Annotated in this window: 30 protein-coding genes; 24 read left to right on the top strand and 6 right to left on the bottom strand. The window is 66.7% G+C overall.

The window, feature by feature from the left end; genetic code table 11:
• Positions 1–179: 179 nt before the first annotated feature.
• A complete protein-coding gene (locus tag QP552_RS11045; RefSeq protein ID WP_345782961.1) occupies positions 180–1,451 on the top strand; it encodes a hypothetical protein in 1,272 nt (423 codons plus the stop codon).
• Positions 1,452–1,740: 289 nt separating this feature from the next.
• Positions 1,741–2,481: a DNA/RNA non-specific endonuclease gene (locus QP552_RS11050; protein ID WP_286073633.1), complete on the top strand. Its 741-nt coding sequence runs from the start codon at positions 1,741–1,743 to the stop codon at positions 2,479–2,481.
• 56 nt (positions 2,482–2,537) lie between these two features.
• On the opposite strand, the gene QP552_RS11055 is transcribed toward QP552_RS11050, so the two are convergent.
• On the bottom strand, positions 2,538–3,575 hold the full coding sequence (locus tag QP552_RS11055; protein WP_286073634.1) for an NAD(P)-dependent alcohol dehydrogenase: 1,038 nt from the start codon (positions 3,573–3,575) through the stop codon (positions 2,538–2,540).
• 115 nt (positions 3,576–3,690) lie between these two features.
• Here QP552_RS11055 and QP552_RS11060 point away from each other — a divergent pair, with 115 nt between their 5' ends.
• Together QP552_RS11060 and QP552_RS11065 are read left to right on the top strand one after the other, a co-directional pair.
• Positions 3,691–4,632, top strand: coding sequence for a LysR substrate-binding domain-containing protein (locus tag QP552_RS11060; RefSeq protein WP_111113824.1), 942 nt, complete (start codon positions 3,691–3,693; stop codon positions 4,630–4,632).
• Positions 4,633–4,654: 22 nt separating this feature from the next.
• Positions 4,655–5,350 (top strand): HAD family phosphatase, encoded by a 696-nt coding sequence (locus QP552_RS11065; RefSeq protein WP_111113825.1) that lies wholly within the window; start codon positions 4,655–4,657, stop codon positions 5,348–5,350.
• 7 nt (positions 5,351–5,357) lie between these two features.
• Here QP552_RS11065 and QP552_RS11070 read toward each other — a convergent pair whose 3' ends face one another.
• From QP552_RS11070 to QP552_RS11085, 4 genes are read right to left on the bottom strand one after another with little or no spacing between them, the layout of a single operon-like run.
• A complete protein-coding gene (locus tag QP552_RS11070) occupies positions 5,358–5,588 on the bottom strand; it encodes a hypothetical protein (RefSeq protein WP_111113826.1) in 231 nt (76 codons plus the stop codon).
• Positions 5,585–6,010 (bottom strand): VOC family protein, encoded by a 426-nt coding sequence (locus QP552_RS11075; protein ID WP_286073635.1) that lies wholly within the window; start codon positions 6,008–6,010, stop codon positions 5,585–5,587. Before QP552_RS11075 ends, QP552_RS11070 begins: the two co-directional genes overlap by 4 nt.
• 10 nt (positions 6,011–6,020) lie before the next feature.
• Positions 6,021–6,482: an AraC family transcriptional regulator gene (locus QP552_RS11080; RefSeq protein WP_286073636.1), complete on the bottom strand. Its 462-nt coding sequence runs from the start codon at positions 6,480–6,482 to the stop codon at positions 6,021–6,023.
• Positions 6,479–7,405: a LysR substrate-binding domain-containing protein gene (locus QP552_RS11085; RefSeq protein ID WP_286073637.1), complete on the bottom strand. Its 927-nt coding sequence runs from the start codon at positions 7,403–7,405 to the stop codon at positions 6,479–6,481. Before QP552_RS11085 ends, QP552_RS11080 begins: the two co-directional genes overlap by 4 nt.
• A gap of 91 nt (positions 7,406–7,496) precedes the next feature.
• On the opposite strand from QP552_RS11085, the gene QP552_RS11090 reads away from it, so the two are divergent.
• From QP552_RS11090 to QP552_RS11105, 4 genes are all read left to right on the top strand, one after another.
• Positions 7,497–8,537 (top strand): hypothetical protein, encoded by a 1,041-nt coding sequence (locus tag QP552_RS11090; RefSeq protein WP_286073638.1) that lies wholly within the window; start codon positions 7,497–7,499, stop codon positions 8,535–8,537.
• Positions 8,534–9,415 (top strand): hypothetical protein, encoded by an 882-nt coding sequence (locus QP552_RS11095; RefSeq protein WP_286073639.1) that lies wholly within the window; start codon positions 8,534–8,536, stop codon positions 9,413–9,415. The genes QP552_RS11090 and QP552_RS11095 overlap by 4 nt, the downstream gene beginning before the upstream one ends.
• Positions 9,416–9,483: 68 nt before the next feature.
• Entirely contained in the window at positions 9,484–10,020 is a 537-nt protein-coding gene (locus tag QP552_RS11100) for a hypothetical protein (protein WP_345782962.1), read from the top strand.
• Positions 10,013–10,321 (top strand): hypothetical protein, encoded by a 309-nt coding sequence (locus QP552_RS11105; protein ID WP_286073641.1) that lies wholly within the window; start codon positions 10,013–10,015, stop codon positions 10,319–10,321. Before QP552_RS11100 ends, QP552_RS11105 begins: the two co-directional genes overlap by 8 nt.
• On the opposite strand, the gene QP552_RS11110 is transcribed toward QP552_RS11105, so the two are convergent.
• Positions 10,322–11,677: a sigma-54 dependent transcriptional regulator gene (locus QP552_RS11110; protein WP_111113834.1), complete on the bottom strand. Its 1,356-nt coding sequence runs from the start codon at positions 11,675–11,677 to the stop codon at positions 10,322–10,324.
• Between the two features lie 396 nt (positions 11,678–12,073).
• On the opposite strand from QP552_RS11110, the gene QP552_RS11115 reads away from it, so the two are divergent.
• From QP552_RS11115 to QP552_RS11190, 16 genes are all read left to right on the top strand, one after another.
• A complete protein-coding gene (locus QP552_RS11115; protein WP_286073642.1) occupies positions 12,074–12,604 on the top strand; it encodes a hypothetical protein in 531 nt (176 codons plus the stop codon).
• Between the two features lie 23 nt (positions 12,605–12,627).
• Positions 12,628–13,218 carry a hypothetical protein gene (locus QP552_RS11120; protein ID WP_111113842.1) on the top strand — a complete coding sequence of 197 codons (591 nt, stop codon included), beginning with the start codon at positions 12,628–12,630 and terminating at the stop codon, positions 13,216–13,218.
• A 43-nt stretch (positions 13,219–13,261) separates the two neighbouring features.
• Positions 13,262–14,578: an adhesin gene (locus tag QP552_RS11125; RefSeq protein ID WP_106548441.1), complete on the top strand. Its 1,317-nt coding sequence runs from the start codon at positions 13,262–13,264 to the stop codon at positions 14,576–14,578.
• Positions 14,579–14,677: 99 nt separating this feature from the next.
• A complete protein-coding gene (locus QP552_RS11130; protein ID WP_111113836.1) occupies positions 14,678–15,382 on the top strand; it encodes a C39 family peptidase in 705 nt (234 codons plus the stop codon).
• A 13-nt stretch (positions 15,383–15,395) separates the two neighbouring features.
• Complete coding sequence (locus QP552_RS11135) at positions 15,396–16,145, top strand: hypothetical protein (RefSeq protein WP_286073643.1); 750 nt, start codon at positions 15,396–15,398, stop codon at positions 16,143–16,145.
• A gap of 46 nt (positions 16,146–16,191) precedes the next feature.
• Entirely contained in the window at positions 16,192–17,517 is a 1,326-nt protein-coding gene (locus tag QP552_RS11140) for a transporter (protein WP_286073644.1), read from the top strand.
• A 180-nt stretch (positions 17,518–17,697) separates the two neighbouring features.
• Positions 17,698–19,221 carry a hypothetical protein gene (locus tag QP552_RS11145; protein ID WP_286073645.1) on the top strand — a complete coding sequence of 508 codons (1,524 nt, stop codon included), beginning with the start codon at positions 17,698–17,700 and terminating at the stop codon, positions 19,219–19,221.
• A 209-nt stretch (positions 19,222–19,430) separates the two neighbouring features.
• Positions 19,431–20,363 (top strand): NUDIX domain-containing protein, encoded by a 933-nt coding sequence (locus tag QP552_RS11150; RefSeq protein WP_286073646.1) that lies wholly within the window; start codon positions 19,431–19,433, stop codon positions 20,361–20,363.
• Positions 20,364–20,584: 221 nt separating this feature from the next.
• Positions 20,585–20,875, top strand: a complete 291-nt coding sequence (locus QP552_RS11155) for a RebB family R body protein (RefSeq protein ID WP_005416648.1) — start codon at positions 20,585–20,587, stop codon at positions 20,873–20,875.
• 43 nt (positions 20,876–20,918) lie between these two features.
• Entirely contained in the window at positions 20,919–21,188 is a 270-nt protein-coding gene (locus QP552_RS11160; protein ID WP_005416649.1) for a RebB family R body protein, read from the top strand.
• A gap of 26 nt (positions 21,189–21,214) precedes the next feature.
• Positions 21,215–21,481: a RebB family R body protein gene (locus QP552_RS11165; protein ID WP_006446865.1), complete on the top strand. Its 267-nt coding sequence runs from the start codon at positions 21,215–21,217 to the stop codon at positions 21,479–21,481.
• Between the two features lie 60 nt (positions 21,482–21,541).
• A complete protein-coding gene (locus QP552_RS11170) occupies positions 21,542–21,814 on the top strand; it encodes a RebB family R body protein (RefSeq protein WP_005416651.1) in 273 nt (90 codons plus the stop codon).
• Positions 21,815–21,884: 70 nt separating this feature from the next.
• Positions 21,885–22,121 carry a RebB family R body protein gene (locus tag QP552_RS11175; protein ID WP_053511975.1) on the top strand — a complete coding sequence of 79 codons (237 nt, stop codon included), beginning with the start codon at positions 21,885–21,887 and terminating at the stop codon, positions 22,119–22,121.
• Complete coding sequence (locus QP552_RS11180; protein ID WP_106548435.1) at positions 22,118–22,702, top strand: RebB family R body protein; 585 nt, start codon at positions 22,118–22,120, stop codon at positions 22,700–22,702. Before QP552_RS11175 ends, QP552_RS11180 begins: the two co-directional genes overlap by 4 nt.
• Positions 22,703–22,749: 47 nt before the next feature.
• On the top strand, positions 22,750–23,097 hold the full coding sequence (locus QP552_RS11185; RefSeq protein ID WP_099551024.1) for a hypothetical protein: 348 nt from the start codon (positions 22,750–22,752) through the stop codon (positions 23,095–23,097).
• Between the two features lie 20 nt (positions 23,098–23,117).
• Positions 23,118–24,197 carry a hypothetical protein gene (locus tag QP552_RS11190; protein ID WP_286073647.1) on the top strand — a complete coding sequence of 360 codons (1,080 nt, stop codon included), beginning with the start codon at positions 23,118–23,120 and terminating at the stop codon, positions 24,195–24,197.
• Positions 24,198–24,315 lie beyond the last annotated feature (118 nt).

A 24,315-nucleotide genomic window follows, 5' to 3' on the forward strand; every position in this document is an offset into this window, starting at 1 on the left:
TCTCCCCGTCGGTGGTGGTGCAACGGGTTGGACCGTACCAGTGCGAATGGTGGCTGGCACCTTGCGACGCAGCATGACGTTTGCTGCATTGTCGTGAGCTTTGCACCAATGCTATGACGGAGCCTCCCAAAGGATGGATGGATGCCATGAGGTCCCGGACGCTCCCGCTTGCCGCCCTGATGCTGGGTGCCGTCGGTCCCGTGTCCGCGGACGGGGCGGAGCTGTCTGACGTGGCCGCCGAGGCGATCTTCGAGGAGGCGCAGATGCTGTGCCAGGCCGACAACGGCCAACTTTGGGGAGCGTCACTGTGTGGGCCGATGATGCTGGTAGACCGCAGCAACCGACGCGTCACGGCATCCCATGCAGATGCACAGGGCAACCTGCAGGCACGTGGAAAGGTCTTCGTCGGCCAGCTTCCACCCGATGCGATCATCGCCAACACTGCTGTCGACTGGTCCGGCACGCGCTGGACGCAGCTGCTCTGGCCGCTGCCACAGGATGAAGGGCGGCGACGCACGCTGCTGGCCCACGAGATGTTCCATCGCCTGCAGCCCACGCTGGCGATCGCAGCGCCGGCCGAAGGCGGCAATGAGCACCTCGACACCCTGGAAGGACGCTATTGGCTGCAGCTGGAATGGCGTGCACTTGCCGCGGCCCTGTCAGCGACCGGCCCTGGCGCGCAGCGCAATGCGATGAACGATGCGCTCGCCTTCCGTGCTGAGCGTTACCGTCGCTCCCCTGCCGCCGCCCAGGAAGAAGCCGCGCTGGAGTTGAACGAGGGCCTGGCCGAGTACACCGGGGTTCTCGTCGGCAACCCCACGCCTTCTGCACGCATCGAAGCCACACTTCATGACCTCCGCGCGCATGCCGGTGATCGCAGCTTCGTCCGTTCGTTCGCCTATGCAACCGGTCCGGCCTATGGCCTGCTGCTGGACCAGGTTTCGCCCGGATGGCATCGCGATCTCGGCCTCCACGCCCGGGATCTCGGCACACTTCTGGCAGGGCACACGCGTATCAGTCCCTCTACCGACGAATCCGCACTGCGTACCGCCGCAGCGCGTCACGGCGGGCCTGCACTGCACAGCCGGGAAGTGCAGCGCGAACAGCAGCGCCTTGCGCTGCTCGAGCGCAACCGGGCCCGCTTCGTCACAGGGCCGGTACTGCGGCTGGATCTTCGCAACATGCGCATCCAGTTCGACCCCAGCAACATGCAACCGCTGCCTGGCAACGGCACGGTGTATCCCACGATGCAGCTGAGCGACGTATGGGGAACCCTGACGGTCACCGACGGAGCGTTGATGCAGAACGACTGGAAGGCCGTGTTCGTCCAGGCACCTGCATCCGGGAACCTGCCGCTGCAGGGCAGCGGATGGCGGCTGAGCCTTGGGCCCGGATGGACGCTCGTACCCGGGGCGCGGCGCGGCGACTACGTGCTGCTTGCGCCACCCTGAGCCAGGCAACGACAGGCATCCCTGCGCCTAGCACGCGTACGTTGCACCCACGCGCCGCGTGATCTGACACCTCTCCAGTGCTTGCGGGCGGTCACAGCTTCGTCTTTTCGTCGTTGACCGAAAGACGACAGCTTGTGACGCTTACGACACCGCAGGGCCTCCGCAGCCCAACAACGCGGTCACGTCCCACCGCAATCCGCCGCACCCGACTCCGCACCGTCTTCCCATGACCTCGCCCTGCCAGGTCGAGGCGGACGGCTGCGCCCTGAACTTCTGCTGGAGAACCGCAATGCGCCTTGCAAGCTTCTTCTTCGCGTTCGTCCTCAGTGCTTTCGCCGGCGCTGCCCAGGCCCAGGTCGTCACCCTCAACAAGGGCGGCTTCGTGCTCACCTATGACTGCAGCATCCACAGCGCCACCCGCTACGAATACACCCTGACCGCAGACACCGGTTCGGCCGCGCGTCCGTCCAGCTTCTACAAGGACCCGGACCTGCCGGCAGGCTGCCTCGGCCAGACCAGCACCGCCTCCTACGCCAGCATCAGGTCCGGCTATGACCGGGGCCATCTGGTGACCTCCAATCACATGGACGACAACGCGACCCACATCCGCCGCGCCAACTACATGACCAATATCGTCCCGCAGGTCTCCAGCTTCAACCAGGGCATCTGGGTGAAGGCCGAGAACGTGGCCGAGTGCTACCGCGACATCGCGCCGGTGGATGTCTACGGTGGCGTGGTCTACGGCGATGCGGTCAACGACTACTTCCTGGCCAGCCATGGCATTCCGACACCGGAGTTCTTCTGGAAGACGATCATCACCCGTGATCCGAACACCGGCACGGCCAAGGCGATCAGCTGGATCATCCCCAACGAAGCGAACCTCGGCAGCCTGGACAGCTACCTGGTGACCATCGCCGATCTGGAGGAGCTGCTGGGTGCCAGCTACGTGGCGATCAACGCCCCGGCATCGCTGAAGAACATGCTGCCGGCCACCACCTGGCCGCAACCGGCCGGCTGCGACCTGGGCTGAGGTCCCATCTGCCTGTGCGTGCGCCTCCGACGCCGCACAGGCGATCTACCACTCGATCAGAGCTCGTTTACCCGGATCACCACCTTGCCGAATGGCCCTTGCTGGAGCCGTGCGAAGGCGGCCAGCACATTGGAAAACCCATGGACTGAATCAATGACCGGCTGGATGCCTGCGCGTTCGATGGCGGCATTCATCGCCTCGAAGCTGGTGCGATGGCCGACCGAAACGCCCCTCAGCGCGCCACATCGCAACATCAGCGGGAGGGCGGGCACCTGCAGATCCCGTCCCTGCAGGAAGCCGATCTGAAGGATCTGTCCGCCGATGGCCAGCGCCTGCACGCTCTGTGCGAGATTTCCGCCGCCAAGCACCTCCAGCACATGATCAACGCCCTTGCCTTCGGTCAACGCCACTGCGCGGGCAGCCCACTCGGGATCCGTACTGGTGTTGATCCCGGCCCACGCGCCCAGGCGCTGCACCCTTTCCAGCTTGGCCTCGCTGCGCGAGGTCACGATCACCTTCGTGCCCAAGGCCTGCGCGAACTGCAGGCCGAACAGCGAAACACCTCCCGTGCCCTGCACCAGCACGGTCTGCCCGGCCGCCAGCCGGCCTGTTTCAACCAGTGCGAACCACGCCGTCAGTGCCGCCACCGGCAATGTGGACGCTTGTACATCCGACAGCGACGGCGGCGTTGCGACGGCAACGTCCTCCGGAAGCACCACATACTCGGCCAGCATCCCCGGCAGCGGTCCGCCCAGGGAAAGACCGTGCTGGAGGATCGCATCGGGCGGTGGCCCATCAAGCCACTGCGTCCAGAAATTGCCCATCACCCGCTGCCCCACAGCAAAGCGGCGCACGCCCTCGCCAACCTCAACGACCTCTCCGGCCATATCCGATGCCGGCACGAAGTGCGCAGGCACGGGGCCCGGAAGCAGCGCGCCGTCCACCATCAGGGCGTCGCGATAGTTGAGGGAGACCGCTCCTACCCTGACCAGCACCTCCCCAGGCCCGGGCGTTGGCAGCGGGCGCTGCACGCGCCGGAGTCGGGCCAGGCCCGGACCGGTCAATTCCCAGGCATTCATCGTTTCAGTGGACACAATGCTTCCCGTAGCTGCGCGGAAGTGCGCCCGCCCAGTCTATTGACGCCCCTTGGTAGTCAGTGGCGGAATATTCGATCTAGACTGGCGCCTCTATTTCCCCAGTCAAGAAGCCATGACCACCTACAGTGCTGCGCGCCTGCAGGGCATCAGCGTATTCGTGCAGGCCGTGGATGCCGGTAGCTTCACCGCCGCGGGGCTCCGCATGGGCCTGAGCAAATCCGCCGTGGGCAAGAGTGTGGCGACCCTCGAGCGGAGGCTGGGTACCCGCCTGCTCGATCGCACCACCCGACGCCTGGCATTGACCGTAGAAGGCGCGGAGTTCTACCAGGTCTGCCGCCGTATCCTGGCGGAACTGGACGAGGCCGAATCCCATGCTGCATCGCGCCGGCAGGAACCTGCGGGCGTGCTGCGGGTCAGCCTGCCCGTTGCGTTCGGCCAACGCTGGGTAATGCCGATCCTGGTCGCGCTGGCACAGCGTCATTCCGGCTTGCAGCTGGACGTCAGCTTCACCGACCGCGCCGTGGATCTGCTGGAGGAAAACATCGACCTGGCGGTGCGGCTTGGAACGCTGGCCGAGAGCAGCTCACTGTCCGCGCGCTCACTGGGACGTCAACGCTCGGTGATATGTGCGGCGCCAGCGTATCTGGCTGCGCGCGGCGTACCCCATGACATCGCCGATCTGGCCGGACACGACTGCATCACCTTTGGCAGGCAGGGACATGCGTTGCCCTGGTCAACGCCGGGCACGGACGGCACGGTCGTCCGTCATCGCATCCAGGGCCGGCATCGCATCAGTGATGGTGAGGCATTGCGATCCGCTCTTCTGGCGGGCCTCGGTATCGGTGAGGCGACCACCTGGCTGGTGGGAGAAGAACTTCGCAGTGGCGAGCTGGTGGGTGTGATATCGGCGGACAGCATGCAGAGCGGCCCCATCCATGCGATCTGGCCCGCCACCCGGGACCTTGCACCGAAGGTGCGTGCAGCGGTGGATGCACTGGTGGGTGCGTTCCTGCCCGTCCCGCCGTGGGAAGATAGCCGTCCTGCCGCCTCATGATTGCAATTGCAAGGAGCTGTTGATGTCCCCCTACCCCTTCGATGCCGTGCTGTTCGACTGCGATGGCGTGCTGGTCGATTCCGAGCCGCTGGTGGCCCGCGTGCTCTCGGAGATGCTGACCGAACGCGGCTGGCCGTTGACTCCGGCACAGGCCGGCGAAGTCTTCCTTGGCCAGTCCGTGGCCCACCTGGCCGGGCTGATCGAAGAACGCACCGGCAAGCCGTTCACCGAGGAGTGGCTGGAGGAATTCCGCCTGCAGCGCAACGTTGCGCTGGAGCGTGACCTGCAGGCGATCCAGGGCGCGCCGGAGGCAGTACGCGCGATCGCAGCGGCGACCGGCGGGCGTATTGCCTGCGCCTCCGGCGCCGATCTTCACAAGGTGCAGCTGCAGCTTGGCAAGGTCGGCATCCTCGATGCCTTCGGCGAGCACGTCTACAGCGGCCAGGACATGCCGAACACCAAGCCGCACCCGGACGTCTACCTGGCGGCGGCCGCGGCACTGGGCGTGGACCCGAAGCGCTGCGCGGTCATCGAAGACACCGTGACCGGCGCGACCGCCGGCGTTGCGGCAGGTGCCACTGTGTTCGGCTTCAGCGAGGGCGGCCCGCACCACAGCACGCCCGAGGCACTGCGTGCGGCCGGTGCGCAGGTGATCTTCCAGCGCATGGAGGATCTTCCGGCGCTGTTGGCGGCCTACGCCGCCGACGCTGCCGCCTGACCCTGCGTCAAGCCGCAGCGCCCTGCCCGGCGTTGCGGCGCCTGCCGCTGTAGTGCAGCGCGAACAGGTACAACCCGGTGAACAGCTGCAGGAACAAGGGCGGCAACGGCGAATAGGTGATCCACGCCGCCGGCTCGCCCTGCCCCAGCCCGCGTACGACGAAGTTGGCGATCACCGCCAGGGTGAACACGATCGAGGTCCAGCGGTGCACGGGCCGTGCCCAGCCACCGCGGCTCATTGCCGGCGCCTCGCTTCGGAGCGGGCTTCGATCATCTTCCAGCCATTGCCGGACGGGTCACGGAATCCGGCATCGACGGCGCCGTAGCGTTCGACCGGCTCCTGGGTGAACTCCACGCCCTGCGCCAGCCATTGCGTGTAGCACGCCTGGCAGTCGTCCACGGCCAGTACCAGCGGCGGCATTGCGCCCTTGGCCACCAGCTGCTGCAGCGCCTGCGCGGTGGCCGCATCGTGTGTGGGCGGACCGGGCACGAACAGGCCCAGCTGGAATCCGTCCTGGCCCGGGCTGCGTACCGTCAGCCAGCGGTAGCTGCCATTGCGCACGTCGGTGTGCACTTCAAAGCCGAGCGTGCCGACATAGAACGCGAGTGCTTCATCCTGGTCGCGCACATACAGGCCGACCGTGTTCACAGTGTTTGTCATGGGACCTCCCTCAGGTGGGATCCACGTTAGCAACCGCCTCACGGCGCCGCTTCTCCAAAACTGCGATGTTCAGGTCCGGTCGCTGCGCGGCACGTGCGTGGCACTCCGGCACGCAGGCCGGCGTCGCCTGGCCGGCCCGCTCACGCTCGCGCACATTGCCCGGGCTGTCGCCGGTGATGTCGCGGAAGATGCGGCCAAAGGTGCCCAGACTGCTCCAGCCGGTCTGCGCGGCGATCTCGGTGACCGGCAGGTCGGTGTCACGCAACATCGCCACGGCCCGTTCGATGCGGCGGCTGAGCAGGTAGCGGTGCGGCGGCAGCCCGAAGGCCTGCTTGAACGAACGCGCGAAATGCGCCGGCGATACGGCACTCACTTCGGCCAGGCGGGCCACCGGCCAGTCCTCGTGACTGGCGTGGTCCATCCGATCCTTGGCACGTAGCAGGCGTCGCAGCAGTTCGGGGCTCTGGTTCATGGCGTCACCATGTGGGACAGGTAATGACGTGCCGCATGCCGTGCCTCGCCAGCCTGCTCGACCACCCAGTCACGGAACGCAAGAACCTTCGGACTGCCACTTCGCGCCGTGGGCGCCACGAACCAGAAACTGCGACCGTCGCTGGCCACACCCGGATGCGCCTGTACCAGGCGCCCGCTATCCAGCTCGGACTGGAACAGGATCGGCGAGCCGATGGCGATGCCCTGCCCTGCGATCGCGGCGCCGATATCCAGATGTTCAACGGCAAACGGCGCGACGAAACTGCCCGGTGCCGGCGGTGGAATATGCCCGTGCGCGGAGAACCACAGGGCCCACCAGTCCGGCCGCCCAAGCAGGGGAACCTCCACTGCTGTGCTGCCCAGCGAACGCGCCGCAGGCAGCAGCGCTGGCGCGCACAACGGTGTGAACACGCTGGGAAACAAGGACGTTGCCTGAAGCCCAGGCCATTCGCCCTGGCCATTGCGGATGGCGGCATCGAAACGCCCGGCGGCCAGGTCCTGCGGCTCTGCCGACAGGTCCAGTTCCAGCACGAGGTTCCGATGGCGAGCGCGGAAGCTGCCCAGCCGCGGCGTCAACCAGCTGGTGCCCAGCGTTGGCAGTACGGACAGGCGCAATCGCATCGCATCCATGTCAGCGGCGCGCATGAAGCTGGCGCGTAGTGCATCGAACGCCCGGGTGGCCTCCTGCGCCACGCTGGCACCCGTTGCCGTCAGTTCTACGTGCTGTGCATGGCGCAGGAACAGGCAGGTACCGGTCTGGGCCTCCAGCCGGCGCACGTGGTAACTCACCGATGCCGCACTGGTGTCGAGCTCCTCGGCGGCGCGGGCGAAACTACCCAGCCGTGCCGCCGCCTCGAAGGCGCGGATGGCGGCAAGCGACGGAAGCTGGCGTTGGGTCACCATAAGTGTGGCTTAGCCTGGGCCCCGATATCTGCGTGGTCAATCCCCCTCGTGCCCGCAACGATGGAGGCACCTTCGGTAGGGGATCACGCACATGGATCGACGGCAGTTTCTGGCCACCCTGGCCGCCACGGCGGCGTCCACCGCCCTGCCCTCCGGGTGGGCCCTGGCCAGCCACAGCGCGGACTGGAAATGGTTGCAGGGCAACTGGCAGGTCCAGCACCAACGGCTGAAGGAGCGCCTGGTGGGCGATACCCGCTGGGAAGCCTTCACCGGCGCCAGCGCGGTATGGCTCACCCTGGGCGGGCTCGGCACCATCGATGACAACGTCATGGCGCTGCCCTCGGGCCCCTACAGGGGCCTGGGCGTGCGTGCCTTTGATCCGGTGTCTTCCACGTGGTCGATCTGGTGGATCGATGGACGCAACCCTGCCCATATCGAAGCGCCCGTGCGCGGCGTTTTCGAGGGCGATGGCGGCAGCTTCCGCGGTCGCGATGATTTCAAGGGACGCCCCATCGAGGTCTGGTTCCGCTGGCACGACATCCATGGCGATGAGCCGTGGTGGGAACAGGCGTTCTCCGACGATGCCGGTGCGCACTGGGAAGTGAACTGGCGCAACTCGTTCCGGCGCACTGCTGCGGTCCCCTCTCCGCTTCCCAGGCTGCCGGATGCACCGGGCGATTTTGATTTCCTGGCAGGCCGCTGGAACGTGCGCCATCGTCGCCTGCGCGCTCGGCTGGCAGGCAGCGATGCATGGGACGCGTTCAACGGCACCCTGCACAACTGGCCGGTACTGGGAGGATTCGGCAACGTGGGTGACAACCTGATGGACGTGCCTGGAGCACCGCTGCGCGGCATGGGCATCCGTGCCTGGAATGCGGCGGAGCAGCACTGGCTGAGCTGGTGGCTGGATGGCCGGGAGCCAACACGGATCGGCGCGCCACTGCGCGGTGGTTTCCAGGCCGGTGTCGGCCGCTTCTTCGGCGAAGACCAGCACGACGGTCGATCAATCCAGACACGGGTGATCTGGTCACGCATTACCCCGCGTTCGGCGCGCTGGGAACAGGCGGCCTCGGCCGATGGTGGGCGCAACTGGGAAACCAACTGGGTCAGCGACTTCGAGCGACAGGCATGAGGGCGTTGGTGGCCGTGATGCTGCTGGTTGCTGCGTCGCCTCCCGCGTCTCCATCAAGGGGGCTGCAGATCGTCGGCCCCGCCGAACGTTTTGCCCCGGGCGTTGCATCCACGCAGTACGACGAGATTCGACTGACCTTGAGCCCGGACGGAAAAACCGCACTGTGGTTCAGCCGCAACCGGCCCGGTGGTCCGGGCGGGTATGACATCTGGGTCTCCCGCCACGATGGGCAGCGCTGGCGGCCAGCGACGCCGGTCTCGTTCAACACGCCGGGACGTGACTTCGATCCCGCCTTTTCCGCCGATGGTCGTGTGGTGTATTTCTGTTCGGATCGAGCAGGCGGCCAGGGCGGCGACGATCTGTATCGGGTCAGCATGGCGAGCGACGGTCGATTCGGGGAGCCAGTCAATCTTGGCCCCGCAGTGAACAGCGCGGCCGATGAGTTCGCGCCGATGCTCTCGCCGGGCGGTCGTACGCTGTTGTTCTCCAGCGATCGTGCGGGCGGTGCCGGCGGCCATGACCTCTACAGCGCCACGATGATCGGCGGCGTGGCGCAGCCTGCGCGGCCGCTGGCTGGTGGCATCAATACCGCCGCGCAGGAGTTCGATGCCACGTTCCTGGGCGACGGCCGAACGGTGGTGCTTGCCCGCGCCCTGGACTTCGGCAGTGCACCGGTGCGCCAGTTCATTGCCTACGAGCGTGGAGGCCGTTATGACGCGGGCCATGCATTGCCCTCCCCCTTGAACGAGGTCTCCGGCGACAGCTACGGTGCGATGCTGGATGGCTCGCAACCCGACACCTTGACCTATTCGGCGCGGCGCGCGGACGGTGCAGGGTTGGACCTGTACCGCATCCGCTATCGGAGGATGCGCCCTTGATGGCGGATGCCGTCGATTTCCGGCGCCCCGGTTCGTCGAGAGGATGACCACCCCAGGAGAAAACGAAGATGGCCTCACACCAGTCCCTTGCCTGCGCCTGCGGCCAGGTGCGCCTGACCGCCACGGGCCAGCCCATCGCCACCGTCGAATGCTGCTGCGACAGCTGCCGCAAGGCCGGCGCCATGCTGCAGTCGATGCCCCAAGCACCGGACGTGCTGGGCCCGCACGGCCAGACGCTCTTCGTAATGCATCGCAAGGATCGCGTCAGCATCGATGCCGGACATTCCAGGCTGCGCGCGTTGCGATTGTCCAGCAGGGGCGGCAGCCGCCGCGTCCTGGCGGGCTGCTGCAATACCCCGCTCTTCCTGGAGTTCAGCGGTGGCCATTGGCTGAGCCTGTATGGCCTGTTGTGGCCGGACTCGATACGACCCGCCGTGGAGATGCGGACGATGGTCAGTGATCTTCCTGACGCCTCTGTCCTTCCCGACGATGTGCCCAACCTGAAGACCCGCTCGCTGCGGTTCTATGCCCGGCTGATGAAGGCGTGGATCGCCATGGGCTTCCGCAGCCCACGCATCGAGGTCGCGGGAGATACCCATGTCTGAGGCCGAGCGGATCGAGATCGAGAGCATCACCACCCCCGTGCACATCCAGCGCGTGGATCGTGCCAAGTACATGGCCATGCGCACGGCCCTGCTGCGTGCCTTACCCAGGCAACCTCCCGGGATGACGGTGGCGCAGGCGAAGCAGGCGCTGTTGCCGCACCTGCCCTCATCGCTGTTTCCGCAAGGGGCCACGGCCGGTTGGTGGCTGAAGGCCGTGCAGCTGGACCTGGAAGCCAAGGGCGTGGTCGAGCGTCTTCCAGGCACGCCACTGCGCCTGTTCAAGCACGTGCCGGCCGGCTGATCAGCGCTGCGCAGGCAGCTCCAGCCTGTGCTTGCGGCACAGCCGGTACACCGTCACCCGTGAAATCTGCATCTGGCGCGCGCATTCGGAGACGTTGTAGCCGGTCTGGCGCAGGGTCTGAAGCAACACATCACGTTCGGCCTGGCCACGCGCATCGTGCAGCATCGCGCCGGGCGGGGCCGGCACCGGTGCGCCCAGTTCCAGGTCCCGCTCGCTGATCAGTTCCCCTTCGGCCATGATCGCAGCGCGCTGCACCCGGTTGAGCAGTTCGCGGACATTGCCCGGCCAGTCGAAGCGGCGCATCGCCTGGATCGCCGCCGGCGAAAAGCCGCGTGCGCGCACCGTGTGACGCAACCGGAAGCAGCGCAGGAAGTGCTCGGCCAGCAGCTGCACATCGGCACCACGTTCGCGCAGCGGGGGCATCAGCAGCCGCAGCACGTTGAGGCGGTAGTAGAGATCACTGCGGAAACGGCCATGGGCCACGGCATGCTCCAGCTCAACGTGGGTTGCGGCAAGCACCCGCACGTCGGCGCGCAACGGCTGGCTGCTGCCGACCCGCTCGAAGGTGCCTTCCTGAAGCACCCGCAGCAGGCTGGTCTGGGCCTCCGCCGGCAGATCGCCCACCTCATCGAGGAATACGGTGCCGCCTTGGGCCGTTTCAAACACGCCGATCTGGCGCTTGTCGGCACCGGTGAATGAGCCGCGCTCGTGTCCGAACAGCTCCGACTGCACGAGGTTGGCCGGGATCGCACCGCAGTTGACGGCGATGAATGGCCTGCCCGCGCGCCCGGACAACGCATGCAGCGCGTGTGCGGCCAATTCTTTGCCAGTCCCGGTTTCACCGGTGACCAGCACCGGCAACTCCACCGGAGCGAACTTGTGCAGCACCGTGCGCACGGCATGCAGCGCGGGGCTCTCGCCGATCAATGCGCGCGGCCCCTGCCCGTTGCACGCGCCATCGACAGAAGGTTCATCCGCATCGAACTGCTGGCGCATCGCACTGACCAGGTCCTGCAGGCCGAACGGGAGCGTGAAGCGCGCCAGGCAGAACTGCAGCAGCGGCAGCCATGCCGTTGGCGTGGCACCTGCGCTCGGCGGCAGCACTGCCAGCCAGGGCAGATGCTGGTGCTGTTCGATCCACGGCATCAGCAGCTGCAGCGCTGGCTCATCCATATGGCGTAGATCAACAACCGCGAGCAGTCGATCGCGCCCACGCAGGCCAATGGCCATGCCGGGATCGGGATGGATGCTGCGTACATACCAGCCCGCGGCCGCCAGCGCGCTGCGCTCGCTTGCCAGCGGTTCGCCGAACCACAGTACACAGCGCGATGTTGAAGCCTCCGGGACCGCCGCCATGCTTCCCCCAGCATCCGGACACCGTCGGCGGACTGTCAGGCAATCACCGGCGTGCCGCCCCCCGCCGGGACTTCTTCGGCCACCGGGGCGGCCTTTGATGGGCGGATCCTAGCGCTGCGCTAAACGCCAGCGCAATGAGCAGCGCGTCAAGAAATCATCGGCTGAAGCGGCACCGTTGCAGTCGGCGATGTCACCTGTAACAACAATGCGACAGTCGGGCATCCGCCTTGCCCTGTGGCAGCTGCGGGCTGCGCAATCCCAACAATTTCCCGACGCCGTTGTAACGCCCTGGCGCCACCCGGCCGCGCCGCACCCCGGCCGTCGGTTGCGGCACGGGCCTCCGGCAGTTGGCACGGTTGATGCGTGGTTCCGCCGCACCCACCGCGGGAGATCGGCATGGACGGCACCACCCTCATTCGTGGCCTGGCGGCACCCCTGGCGCTGGCCCTGTTGTCGGTCGCCATGAACGCAGCCGGTTCCGGCGCGCGCCAAGCGGTGAAGGCACAACCGGGCGAAATCGTCCTGTTGCGCGATGTGTCGGCGCGCCCCGCCTACCGGATGGCACCGCCGGGCATGGCGCTGATTGCCGATCCAAAGCCTCAGCGCGAGATCGCCGCCGCGCTTGGCACCCGCACCGATAGCGGCGCAATGGACGAGCTGAGTGACGAGGACTATGCAGGCATGGGTGCAGGGCACGCCGCTGCGGCTTCGTCGCCGGGGGGGACGACGGTCGAGCGCGTCACCCAGCAGGCCCTTGGTGGCTCGCTCGGCCGCAGCAGCGACGGCATGGTCGGCAGCAGCCTCGGCGGCGCCATGAGCGGTCCGCTGGGCGCGGTGGGCAACAGCACACGTGGCATTGGCGATACGGTGCGCGGCGCCCTCGCCCAGTTCCCGCTGCAGGGTCCGGCCCCGGCAGGTGGCAAGTGAAACGCCCCTACTTGCCGCTGCTGATGCTGGCGATGGCGCCGTCGCTTGCGCACTGCGACGAGTACAGCGGCATGCTGGCCTATCTGGATGTAGCCCGTATCGACGGCCGCGCACTGGCCGGTGCCAATGGCGCGATCGCGGTGAACCAGGCCGCCGGTGACCTCAACCAGCAGGCCAACCTGCGTGGCATCGCCACCGGCGAGCGCGCCGATGTGGCGATCAGCGCCCAGCAACTGCTGCGTGGCAACCGGGTGCTGTCAGCGCCATTGCACGCACGCGCCGATATCGGCGGCGACGCACTGGCAGGCGCCAGCGGCATCGCATCCATCAACCAGGCCAGCGGCATCGCCAACACGACGCTCAACGTCGTCAGCGCGACGCTGGCCCGACAGGGCATACGCGAAACCGACGACTCGGCCTTGGCCGCCGAAGGTTCCGCGTTGGCAGGGGGGCGGGACGACGCCGGTCGCGGCGTTGCGACGGGCACCCGTAGCGTTGGTGTGGCCAGCACCGCGCTGCGGGGATTCGACGGGGTCCTGCAACTCAATCAGATAGCGGGCAGCGGCAACGACACGGCCAATGTGCTCGGCCTGGTCGTGCAGGACCGCCCGTGACAACCACCCAACCGATGCACCACCTGATGAGAGAGAGGGCACCATGAAAGCGACCGTCAAACAGACCATGCTCGCCATGGCGATTGCCACTGCCTCGACCGCCGCTGCGGCCAATGGCTGGGACAACCAGAACGCCAACGCGAACATCAACCACAACCACACCGTCAGCGAAACCCGCAACGACACGCACAACCACACCGACAACGATGTGCGTAACCGCACCGTCAACGTCAATGTGCAGAAGCACAGCAACATCCAGGCCGACGAACGCAAGGAAAAGAACAACCACGGCGTCGACGTGAACCTGGAGAAGGACCTGCGGTTGAGTACCGATATCAACTTCTCCGGCGACCCGAACATCACCGGTGACATCGACCTCGACTCGGCCGCCATCGCAGTGATCGACAACCGCCAGTCGATCAGCAACAACGCCACCAGCAACAGCCTGGTCACCAACAGCGCCTCCATCGGTGACAGCGTCGGTGCCGGTGCATCGGGCAATCTCGGCTTCAACGTGGTATCGGGCGACAACAACGCGCAGGACAACGCCGCGTCGCTGTCCGCTGCCGATGCATCCTTCAGCTTCGGCATGGCCGACGCCGAGGTGTTCGTCAACCAGGCTGGCTTCGGCAACGCCACCATGAACTCCGGCGTCACCAACGCCGCAGGCCTGGGCGGCAATGCCTTCGGCGGCGCGTCCGGCAATATCGGCGTGAACATCGCTTCTGGCAACAACAACGAGCAGAAGAACGCGCTCGCGGCCTCGGTAGCGACCACGGCGGTGGCGCAGTCGAGCATCAGTTCGAACCAGGTCTCCACCGGCAACACGGTCAGCAACGCCGGCTTCGTGCAGTCCTACACGGATACCGTGCAGGTCGGCATGCGTGGCGGTGTCAGCGGCCTGACCCTGGCCTATGGCGCGGGCACCTACCGCGGCACCGGCAACGCCTACCAGATGGCGAACTACTATCTGGACACCTGGAATGGCGAACTGCCGCACCCGGGTGGCAACAGCACCGGCCACATCGACCTGGACAACCAGATCCAGAACGCCACGATGAACCCCAACCGGCCGGGGGTGGGCGGCCTGGGCTTCGACACGCGTGAGAGTGGCACCAGCCAGTTCGTCGAACTGGGCGTGGCCGACCTGTATGCCAGCCTCAGCGGCACGGTCAGCACCACGCGCTGGGTGAACGTCAACGCCACCAACACCTCGGCATTGTCGGGCAGCGCCTTCTCCGGCGCCTCCGGCAACATCGGCGTGAACGTGGCTTCCGGCACCGGCAACCTGCAGGCCAACAGCCTTGCCCTGGCAGTCGCCCAGCCCAGCACCGGCGGTGGTGGTGGCAGCGGCGAGTAAGCGCAACACCCCGGCCGTCCGCCAATGGCCGGGTTCCCGGGAGCCCCTGTTCCTCCTCCCCCTTGGGACAGGGGCTCCCCCCTGCTGCCGGAGACCGTGATGATCCGTTGCCGTCTTTCGATGCGCCTGCTTTCGTGCCTGTTGCTGCTGGCCACTGCATCTGCGTGGGCTGGCGACGTGCGCTTCAGTGGCGTACTGCCCAACGGCGCGCTGCTGCAGCAGAAAGTGGAGAGCATGCAGGAGCGGCGCTACCGCAACGTGGTACGCCAGCACACCGACTACAGCTGCGGGGCTGCGGCGCTGGCGACCATCCTGCGCCACGCCTACCACCTGGACACCGACGAGGCGACGGTCATCGAAGGGATGATGGGGGTTTCCGATCCGGCGCTGGTCGCCGAACGTGGCTTTTCGCTGCTCGACATCAAGCGCTACGTGGAGTCACTGGGCATGCGTGGGCGCGGCTACCGCATCGACGAACAACGCCTGCGCACACTGCGCGTTCCCGGCCTGGTACTGATGGACGTGCGCGGCTTCCGCCATTTCGTGGTGCTCAAGCAGGTCCGTGAGGGCATCGTGGAAGTGGCAGACCCGATCCTCGGCAACCGCAGCCTGGCCCTGCCGGAGTTTCTGGCGGCCTGGCCCTCACGTGCCGTGTTCGTGGTGATCGGCAGTGATTTCGATCGCAACACGGTATTGCTGCAACCCAACGAACGGCCCAGTGCCCGCGCGCTCTTCGCGCGACAGGGGCCGATCACCGATGCCGAGCTGGTCGACTTCGGCTTCAGCCATGCCGACCTGTTCTGAAGGAGGCTTCGCCATGTTCCGCCGCCCCTTGTTGATGGTCCTGCTGCTGGCAACCCCTGCCCTGCCCCTGCTTGCAGCCGAGGGCACGCCAGGACGCGGCCTGAAGGAAATCCCGGATCCCGAACTGAACCTGATGCGTGGCCGCTACACCGTAGGTGGAAACACCGTGGCCTGGTTCGGGGTAACCATGGTCTCGCAATGGCAGGCCGGCAACGGCGCCGCGCTGCAGGGCGCGCTGACGCTGGGCATGGACTTCCGGAGCGGTGGCACCCCGAAGCTGAGCTTCCAGCCCAGCGTGCATGTAACCGCCGCCGACGCACCGTTGCCGGGCACGCAGGGCCGCAGCATCGACAGCACCGGACTGGCCAACGCCAGTGGGCTGGTGCAGAGCGTGCAGGTGGCCGGCGACGGCAACGTCGCACGCAACGCCACCACGCTGGTGGTGCGTGACGGTGCCGTGCCCGCGGCGACATCCGACGGCGCTCATTCGACCAGCGCACAGCAGGCCGGCATCAGTGCCAGTGCCGTGCTGGACGGCAACCAGGCACGCCTGATGCTGCAGGTGGACGGCCAGGGACTGGTGCAGCAATGGATACGCAATGGCAGCGTCGGCCAGGGCATTGCCCTGGCCGGTGACGGCCAGGCAGCCAGCAACCAGCTGCGGCTGGAACTGGTGAGGAACACCGCGGGCGGCAACCTGCCGTTGAGCCAGAACGTGGCCCAGGCAATCGCGCTGAACCGTGGCATGGGGCCGGGCCAGTAGCACGGCACGGCATTGGGGGACGCGTTCCACAACGCAGGACACGAACATGCACACCCTACTGAGGATCACCCCGCTGGCGCTGGCGGCGCTGGCGGGCACCGCCCTCGCCGCGCCTCCGGCGGCGGCCGACGACAATGCGGACGTACAGGCCCTGGCCAATCAGCTGGAGCAGCTCAAGAGCAACTACGCCCAGGAAGTTCGGCGATTGCGCGAACTGGACATGCAGGTGCAGGCCATGCAGGCGCGATTGGGTGGCCGGGTTGGACCGATGGGTCCGGCAGTCGCCGCTGCTCCGGCAACGGCAGTCGAGCATGGCTCGACACCACAGGGCGGTGCAGGTGCAACCGTTCCACCAAGCAGCGAGGGCTACGCCAGCACGGCGGCCGAGGCGCAGCAGGCCAAGCAGGAGTCGCGACGCAGCGTGGATGATGTGAAGCAGCAGCAATCGGCCCTGTTCTCCCGCCGATTCACCGTCGAAAACAGCCTCACCTACGCCCGCTACGACCGCAAGCAGCTCACCCTCAACGGCTTCCTCGCACTGGACGCGATCTTCCTCGGCAACATCGCCATCGAGAACGTGGAGTCCGATTCGCTCACCTACAACCTGGCTGCACGCTGGGGCGTCAGCCCGAACCTCACGCTCAACCTAGACGTGCCCTACCTTGCACGGCGCACGGTCTACCAGAAAGGTGGGGCGGGCGGCGCAGCCGCTGCCATCGCACAGGAAGAGACCAATGGCAACGGCCTGGGCGATATCGCCCTGAGCGCCAACTACCGGCTGTTCGGGGAACGTGGCTGGCGGCCCGAGACGGTACTGACGGCAGGCGTGACCGCACCAACCGGTCGCGCACCGTACGGCCTGGACTGGAAGGTGATCGAGCGTGATGACGACGACTACATCCGCTTCGCCGTGCCGCGCGAACAGCCCACCGGCAACGGCGTATGGCAGGCCAACCTGGGTCTCTCGATGGTCAAGACCGCTGACCCGGCGATCCTGTTCGCCAACATCGGCTACGTGCACTCCATCCCGCGCGGGTTCAACGATATCGACAGCAATCCGGATACCGTGAACCCGGGTGATGTGAAGCTGGGCGGCTCGGTGTACTTCGGTGCCGGTGTTGCCTTCGCGTTCAATGAACGCACCAGCCTCAGCCTGTCCTTCAGCGACCGCATCAGCGCCCGTGCGTCGACCCGCTTCCAGGGCGGCAAGTGGACGAAGGTGATCGGCAGCGACGCCAATGCGGCGTCACTGAATCTGGGCGTGACCTACGCGCTGAACCAGCACACCACGCTGGTCACCCTGCTGGGCATCGGCCTGACCCCGGATGCGCCGGACTTCACCTTGGCGTTCAAGATTCCGTACATGCTCTAGCCCTGATGCCCCGGCGACGGCGTGGCTGCGGCCCGCCGTCGTCGATTCCACCGCATCGGCACAGATCCGCGCGATGGCACCGCATTGCGCGTCGATTCGGCCGATTCCCGCGGCCACCCCCGTTTCTAGCATGCCCCTGAGCCGGCCATTCCCGGTCGCGCACTCATGCAGGGGCTTCGCATGGCAATCATCACGATAGACAAACGGCTTGGCTGGATCGTCAGCAAGCCCCCGGAGGTCCAGGGCATCGACATCGGCAAGGGCGGTGAAGCGCTGACAGACAACACCTATGGCATCGAGATCGAGTTCTGCACCCATGACAGCGTGATCTTCGCGTTCACCCATATTGTCGCGGGCGTCTTCAACATCACCGGCACCCTGCCATGGAAGCTTGAGTCCGATTCCGGCAACGTCTTCGAACTCGTCACGCCACCGCTTCCGTTCGAGACCATCCAGGGCGCCTATGCCTTCAAGGGCCAGCTGGTGGCAATGCTGCAGACGTCGATACAGAGCGCCCGCACGCAGGGAATCAATGCCATTACGCTGGGTGACTGGGCGCTGCAGTTCGGCCCAAAGCTGGTCGAACTTCTCAACACCCACATCAATACGCGCCAGCTGAAGCTGCAGCCCGTCGAACTGCAACCCGTCGGCTACTCGAGCTGGGAAAAGGTTGGCGAAGGGCTGAACGTCGGCAATGTGGACGATGGCATCAATATTCCCGCCGCCCTGCTCCGTCACAAGCTACGCGAGCCGGACTGGGAGAGCTATACGCCGGGCATCGTCCTGGCCCGCTGCAGCAAGTTCTGGTCCGAAGGCTACGCCTCGCAGATGAATCTGCCGATGACGCTCAGCGGCTACTTCCTGTACATGATGGACAAGACCCACGACGTGACTTACTCGCACGCTGTCCGGGTGCAGAAGGAGCTGAAGGACGAGAAGAGCGGCCAGAAGCTCACCGCGTGGTACTGGCGGCATGTGCTGCTGCAGGCGTGGTGCCGGTACCAGCCCCTGCTCGGAAAGCACCCGACTGACGAAGACCTGTTCTCTCCCGATGCGATCTCCCGCTCGGCCCTGCTCTACCTGGTGGTCGGCAAGCTGTTGACCGGCGCCCTTGCCGAGCTGGGGGAGACGCCACAGCTCGAGCTGCAACAGCTGGCATGGGATGCCGGCTCCACCCGCGCGATCGACGCCGACGAGCCGGAGGTGATCCACGGCGACTGGGCCGCTTACCACAGCGCGCTGAAGGACCTGACCGGCATCTGGCTGAAGGCATCGCTTCTGGATGTGATGCGTACCCAGAATCTGCAGACCTATTCCTGGGCCGTCACCGAGCTGCCGAGCGTGCTGGCCACGCCGGAAGTGTGGCAGGAGACGCTGCTGGAGTGGAAAGGAATGAAGCGCATCACGGAAATGGGTTCAACCATCGAATGGACCGACCTGGAAGACTTCGCAGAACCCGAACGCAGGGCAGTGCTCTGCGAAAAGATCATCGCCGTTGCCGGCAGCCTGGCCACGCGCTTGAAGCAGCTGGATCCGGACATACCGGGGCCACCCGATCTGCCCGACGAGACCGAACGACCGTTCCTCGACCGCCGCAACACACCTCCATGGGAAGCCCGCTACGACACCCTGCTGGCCCCCATTCCGCCGCGCGTCAACACGCGCAATGAGTTCACGTACCTGGTCGAGCATCGCAATCACTGAGCCGCCAGCGTGATCCACGCTGCCGGCCTGGCGTTCGCCTCGGCTCGCAGCCCGCCGTTCCCAACAGGAGAAACGACATGCCGCAGGTCTATGCAACCCTTCGCTCAGGCGACCAGTACCTCATCGCACGCAAGCAGATCACCAATGCATGGTGGAGTGGATATGCCGCACCGGTCCTGGTCGCCGAAGCGGCCGCAGCGTTGGTTGCGGTGGCCAATGTGGCCGCCGACCCGCCAGCTGATGCCGATGCGGTCGCTGTGGCCGCCATCAACGCCACGCTCAGCCATGCCGCTCTGGCCGCGAAATCTGCATGGCCGGGACCGATGCCACTCAACGGCGCAGCCACCCGCGCCGCGATCGATCAGGCGCTCGCGGACGTCAGCAACGCCGGCCAGGCCATCGACCAGTTGCAGGCCGCCGTGCCCGTCGTGCTTGCCGCTGTGAACCGTGCTGCGCGCATGGGAGCCAGTCGCTGGCCGCCGGCGCGTCCGGGCGTTCCGACGCCGCCCTGGGCCGACCTGGTGATTGCGGGCATGGCCGCATGGCCGATCGCCGACCTAGGGGTGCAGGTGAATACGGCGCTGGATCGCATCCGCAACTGGGCCGGCAGCCGGCCAGCGACACTGGTCAACCAGGCCGGGCAATGGGTATTGCCGGGTGGGCGCATGGGCAACGCAGAACCCGCCGAAGATGCCGCCAGGCGCGAGTTCCAGGAAGAAACCGGCGTCGTGCTCGGCGCGCCCTTCGTGATGGCGTACAACACGGCCTTCCAGACCGCGCCTCAAGGCGCCCGGTTCCATCTGGTGTGTTTCGACGTGCCGGATGACCAGGACATCGCGGCGCTGGCAGCGGACATCAACGCCAACCTGATGGCCCGCCAGGCCTGGCTCGATCGGCCGGTTGCCGGGTCAATAGTCGATTGGGAGCTGGACGCGGTGCGTATCGTGGCGCAGAACGAGCTGACCGGCTACCTGGGCGCGTATCAGGCCACCCGCATTCCAGACAATTGCCTGCCGGTTCCGTTCCCGCCGCCAGTGGGCGCGGATGCGATCGCGGACTGGGTGGCCGAGCTTCGAGGCTTCGCCGAATCACAGTCCATCGATTGGTACCTGCGAATGGCCTGCTACATCGAGCAGCAGTAGAAGGGCGGTGGACGATGCGGAGAAATCGATGATCCAGCAACGGCTCCACTCGCATCCTCCCGCACTTCTTCACAGCATTTCCGCCGCATTCTCCGTCGATTCCACCAATCCGCCACCGGCGCTTCTTTCTACTCTGCATCCACGGTGAAGCACAGGCAGTTCGGCACCACGCACCGTGACACTGGATACCACGCACTTCCACCTTTTCGCAGGAGCAGGACATGGCATTTCCAACCGCGGTAAACGACCAGATCACCGATTCGGTCACCCAGGCCAATACCAAAGTGCTGGGTGACGCGCCGGCGGTGGCGGTCGGCAATCTGTACCAGGCCACTGCCCAGGCGCTGGCCAACGCCGCCCACAACGCTACCAACGCCCAGCAGCAGTCCTACGTCACCGCGCAGTCGGCCACCACCATGGGCGTGGCCACGCTGTACTCGATCGATACCGCCACCACCGCGGTGGCCAGCAAGGAAATCCTCAGCACCCGCGTCCGCGGCCTGGGTTCCTGATCCGTCGTTCCGTAGCTGACCCGCCAACCCCAAGGAGCATCACATGGCATTCCCGACCGCTGTCAACGACCAGATCACCGATTCGGTCACCCAGGCCAATACCAAAGTGCTGGGCGACGCCCCTGCCGTGGCGATGGGCAATCTCTACCAGGCCACCGCGCAGGCGCTGGCCAATGCCGCACACAACGCCACCAACGCCCAGCAGCAGTCCTATGTGACCGCGCAGGCCGCCACGACCATGGGCGTGGCCACGCTGTACTCCATCGACACGGCCACCACCGGCGTAGCCACCAAGCAGATCCTCGGCGCGTGATGCGCCGGCAGGCAAGGAGCTGAGCCATGGCATTTCCCACGGCCGTCAACGACCAGATCACCGATTCGGTCAGCCAGGCCAACCTGCAGGTGCTGGGCGTGGCGCCGGCCACGGCAATGGGCACGCTGTACCAGGCCACCGCGCAGGCGCTGGCCAATGCCGCCCACAACGCGACGCTCGCCCAGCAGCAGATGTATGTCACGGCGCAAGCCGCGACCACGATGGGCGTCGCCCTGCTCTACGCCGTCGATACCGGCGCCACCGGCGCCGCAACCCGGAAGATTCTCGGCTGAGTCTGCTAGCCGCCGGCAATCTCCGTTCCTGTAGTGCTGTCCATCCAAGGAGCATTCACCATGGCTTTTCCCACCGCCGTCAACAGTCAGATCACCGACTCGGTCTCGCAGGTCAACACCAAGGTCCTCGGTGATGCGCCGGCGATCGCAATGGGCAACCTGTTCGTGGCCACCAGCCAGGCGCTGTCCAACGCCGCGCACAACGCCACCAACAACCAGCAGCAGTCCTACGTGACCATGCAGGCATCGACCACCCAGGGGGTATCCACCCTGTATGCGATCGACACCGCCTCCAATGGCGTAGCCACCCGCGAAATCCTGGGCCTGCGCTGACGTGTCGGCCCGGCGTGACGTCCACTACCGAGCCCCCGCCCCATGTGGCGTCACGCCGGGCCCCTGATCGATGCCCGCATCGCCTGCCACCGGTTATCTGCTGGACGCTGCCAGCGCCGGCTCCGGGCTGGCGATCGCGCTGGCACCCTCGTTCGCGATGTCGGCCACCTACCTGGCCATGGCCGACAGCCTCGGCCTGGCCATGCAGAACGCCGTCGCCAACCAGCAACGCGGCCAAGTGACCGCCGGCGCAAGCCTGGCCCAGGTCCTGGCCCTGATCATCCAGAAGGGAGCCGTTCCGTCATGAGCAGTGATAACACCGTCAACAGCCAGATCGTCGACAGCGTCGCCGCCGCCTCCACCCTGTTGGTAGGCCAGGCACCAGCACAGGCCTTCGGGATGCTCGACATGGTGATGCTGGAGACGCTGGGCACCGCCATGCACAACGCGGTCGCGCGCCAACAGGGCGCCGGCATGGTCAGCTCGGCAGCGGTCACCGCCGCCTGCGCGAAGATGATCAACGCGCCGTGGCCGGTGCCACCGCCGGCCCCGCCACCGCCCACACCACCGCCGCCGAACGTGATCCCGCTTCCCGGCCCGGTACCCACCCCACCTCCGCCAGCGGCCGTGATCGCCGCGGCCACCGCAGAAGGAAAGACCGCCATCAGCGTCCTGCAGGCACAGACCCACGGTGCCACTGCCGACGCTGCGGCCGCCACCGCCAGCCTGCATACGCTCGAACAGCTTGCAGGCAACGGCGCGGCGCAAGCGCCCGGTCCTGCGCCCGACTCCACGCCTGGTCCGGAACCGGCAGCGGGTCCCGCCCAGGACCCCACGCCCGACTCCCCCTCCACCCCGGCCACCGACGGTACCGACCCGGCGTCGTGACCCCGTAGCGGCCGCCGCCCGCCGCACCCGCCCATCAAGGAGCCCGTATGGACCCGAGCAACGTCAACGCCCAGGTCATCGATGTGATCAACCAGGTGCAGACGGCCACCATGGCCACGACCGTGGTGAAGACCAGCGGTGCCGGCAAGGCCTACCAGTCGGTCGCGCAGTCCGCGGCGATCGCCGTGCAGGATGCCGCCGACGCGCTGCGCAACGTCTCCACCATCGCCACCACCGCCGCCGGTGTGGCCATGGCCCAGTACCTGGCGACGGGGGACGAAAAGTATGCGAGGGTGCTCACCCAGGCGCAGACCATGATGCAGGGCGCCACCGACGACTTCACCCGCGTCGGCAGTGCGGCTGCGACCGTCCTCAAGGATTTTCCGGCCACGTGAGGCCGCCAGGAGAGCCACGCATGAGCGTTTTCATTGACGGTCGTTCCATCCCCCATCCCGGCCAGCTCGGTTCACGCACCCGGCGCGTGCTGCCCTTCATCGACGGTGGCCAGTACTGGCTGCAGTGGGCCATCGATTCACACGAGCACCGCTACGCGTTCAGCGACGAAGGCATGATGCTCGACGGCGTGCAGCAGGGCCTGCATGGTTCGCGCATGACCTGGCTGCCGAACGCCGGCGTGCAGGTCAGCCCGGTCAAGCTGCTCAGCCTGGACAATGACGAGCTGGACGCATTGCGCCAGCTCGAAGCGGGCCAGCCCAGCAACCTGCTGAGCCATGAGGTGCAGGGCGTGCTGGCCCGCCACAGCCTGCTCAGCAACCAGGCACTGGGCGCGTATCGTGCCTTCCTCGTCGCGGTCGGCGCCGGCGATGCACCGTTGCTGCAGCAGCTGGACTTCCGCGAGTCGCTGGCGCTGTGCCAGCTGGCCAGCGAGCAGGGCGGCCAGGGCCACGCCTCCGAGATGCAGGCCGAGGCAGCGCGCTTCGCGTTGCTGCATGCACGCAGGCCGATCGAGTTCGCCGACTACTTCCGTTTCTACCAGCGCTCGCATCCCACCGGTTCCAGCAGCGAGTTGCGCCTTGAACGTGCAACCCATGCCCTGCAGACGCTGTTGCCGATGCTGTTCGGCTACCTCGACGGCCCCCAGCTTCCGCACCTGCCGTCGCCGGACCAGGTGCGCGCGGCGATTGCCGAAACATTGGCGGCGAACCGCCAGATCGGCTACGCCCGCATCTCGCTGGCCGCGCAGCAGGTCGCCCAGTTCATGAGCGATGGCAGCGGCGTACCCCTGGACGGCGAGCGCCTGCGCGAGGCCGCGCGCAGGCAGCTGCGCAGCGCGCAGGAGTTCCTCAACAGCCATCCGGTCTCGCATGGCCGGCTTGGCCAGGATGGTGCCAGCGTGCTGTTCGCCATCGATGGCTCGAAGGAACAGGCTGTCATCCAGGTGGAAGACAATGTCATCACCCTCCTCGACTACCGGCGCATCCGTCGTTTCGCCGAGGATGAGGCGGAGATCGGCTACCAGGCGGATGCGGTGTGAGCCGGGAATCCTCCGCCGCCGGGCCTGATCAAGGCCCGCAGGCGGCCACGGCAGCACTGGCGTCGGCTGCCGGCGTGGCAGTCGCTGCCGGGCGCGCGGCCGCACGGCAGCAGGCCCA

The organism is Stenotrophomonas sp. 59, assembly GCF_030291095.1.
GTDB classification, from domain to species: Bacteria; Pseudomonadota; Gammaproteobacteria; order Xanthomonadales; family Xanthomonadaceae; genus Stenotrophomonas; species Stenotrophomonas maltophilia_Q.

Coding starts and splice junctions, on each gene's coding strand:
- QP552_RS11045 (WP_345782961.1), top strand. CDS start 180: ATGCTGGGTGCCGTCGGTCCCGTGTCCGCGGACGGGGCGGAGCTGTCT.
- QP552_RS11050 (WP_286073633.1), top strand. CDS start 1,741: ATGCGCCTTGCAAGCTTCTTCTTCGCGTTCGTCCTCAGTGCTTTCGCC.
- QP552_RS11060 (WP_111113824.1), top strand. CDS start 3,691: ATGACCACCTACAGTGCTGCGCGCCTGCAGGGCATCAGCGTATTCGTG.
- QP552_RS11065 (WP_111113825.1), top strand. CDS start 4,655: ATGTCCCCCTACCCCTTCGATGCCGTGCTGTTCGACTGCGATGGCGTG.
- QP552_RS11070 (WP_111113826.1), bottom strand. CDS start 5,588: ATGAGCCGCGGTGGCTGGGCACGGCCCGTGCACCGCTGGACCTCGATC.
- QP552_RS11075 (WP_286073635.1), bottom strand. CDS start 6,010: ATGACAAACACTGTGAACACGGTCGGCCTGTATGTGCGCGACCAGGAT.
- QP552_RS11080 (WP_286073636.1), bottom strand. CDS start 6,482: ATGAACCAGAGCCCCGAACTGCTGCGACGCCTGCTACGTGCCAAGGAT.
- QP552_RS11085 (WP_286073637.1), bottom strand. CDS start 7,405: ATGGTGACCCAACGCCAGCTTCCGTCGCTTGCCGCCATCCGCGCCTTC.
- QP552_RS11090 (WP_286073638.1), top strand. CDS start 7,497: ATGGATCGACGGCAGTTTCTGGCCACCCTGGCCGCCACGGCGGCGTCC.
- QP552_RS11095 (WP_286073639.1), top strand. CDS start 8,534: ATGAGGGCGTTGGTGGCCGTGATGCTGCTGGTTGCTGCGTCGCCTCCC.
- QP552_RS11100 (WP_345782962.1), top strand. CDS start 9,484: ATGGCCTCACACCAGTCCCTTGCCTGCGCCTGCGGCCAGGTGCGCCTG.
- QP552_RS11105 (WP_286073641.1), top strand. CDS start 10,013: ATGTCTGAGGCCGAGCGGATCGAGATCGAGAGCATCACCACCCCCGTG.
- QP552_RS11110 (WP_111113834.1), bottom strand. CDS start 11,677: ATGGCGGCGGTCCCGGAGGCTTCAACATCGCGCTGTGTACTGTGGTTC.
- QP552_RS11115 (WP_286073642.1), top strand. CDS start 12,074: ATGGACGGCACCACCCTCATTCGTGGCCTGGCGGCACCCCTGGCGCTG.
- QP552_RS11120 (WP_111113842.1), top strand. CDS start 12,628: ATGCTGGCGATGGCGCCGTCGCTTGCGCACTGCGACGAGTACAGCGGC.
- QP552_RS11125 (WP_106548441.1), top strand. CDS start 13,262: ATGAAAGCGACCGTCAAACAGACCATGCTCGCCATGGCGATTGCCACT.
- QP552_RS11130 (WP_111113836.1), top strand. CDS start 14,678: ATGATCCGTTGCCGTCTTTCGATGCGCCTGCTTTCGTGCCTGTTGCTG.
- QP552_RS11135 (WP_286073643.1), top strand. CDS start 15,396: ATGTTCCGCCGCCCCTTGTTGATGGTCCTGCTGCTGGCAACCCCTGCC.
- QP552_RS11140 (WP_286073644.1), top strand. CDS start 16,192: ATGCACACCCTACTGAGGATCACCCCGCTGGCGCTGGCGGCGCTGGCG.
- QP552_RS11145 (WP_286073645.1), top strand. CDS start 17,698: ATGGCAATCATCACGATAGACAAACGGCTTGGCTGGATCGTCAGCAAG.
- QP552_RS11155 (WP_005416648.1), top strand. CDS start 20,585: ATGGCATTTCCAACCGCGGTAAACGACCAGATCACCGATTCGGTCACC.
- QP552_RS11160 (WP_005416649.1), top strand. CDS start 20,919: ATGGCATTCCCGACCGCTGTCAACGACCAGATCACCGATTCGGTCACC.
- QP552_RS11165 (WP_006446865.1), top strand. CDS start 21,215: ATGGCATTTCCCACGGCCGTCAACGACCAGATCACCGATTCGGTCAGC.
- QP552_RS11170 (WP_005416651.1), top strand. CDS start 21,542: ATGGCTTTTCCCACCGCCGTCAACAGTCAGATCACCGACTCGGTCTCG.
- QP552_RS11175 (WP_053511975.1), top strand. CDS start 21,885: ATGCCCGCATCGCCTGCCACCGGTTATCTGCTGGACGCTGCCAGCGCC.
- QP552_RS11180 (WP_106548435.1), top strand. CDS start 22,118: ATGAGCAGTGATAACACCGTCAACAGCCAGATCGTCGACAGCGTCGCC.
- QP552_RS11185 (WP_099551024.1), top strand. CDS start 22,750: ATGGACCCGAGCAACGTCAACGCCCAGGTCATCGATGTGATCAACCAG.
- QP552_RS11190 (WP_286073647.1), top strand. CDS start 23,118: ATGAGCGTTTTCATTGACGGTCGTTCCATCCCCCATCCCGGCCAGCTC.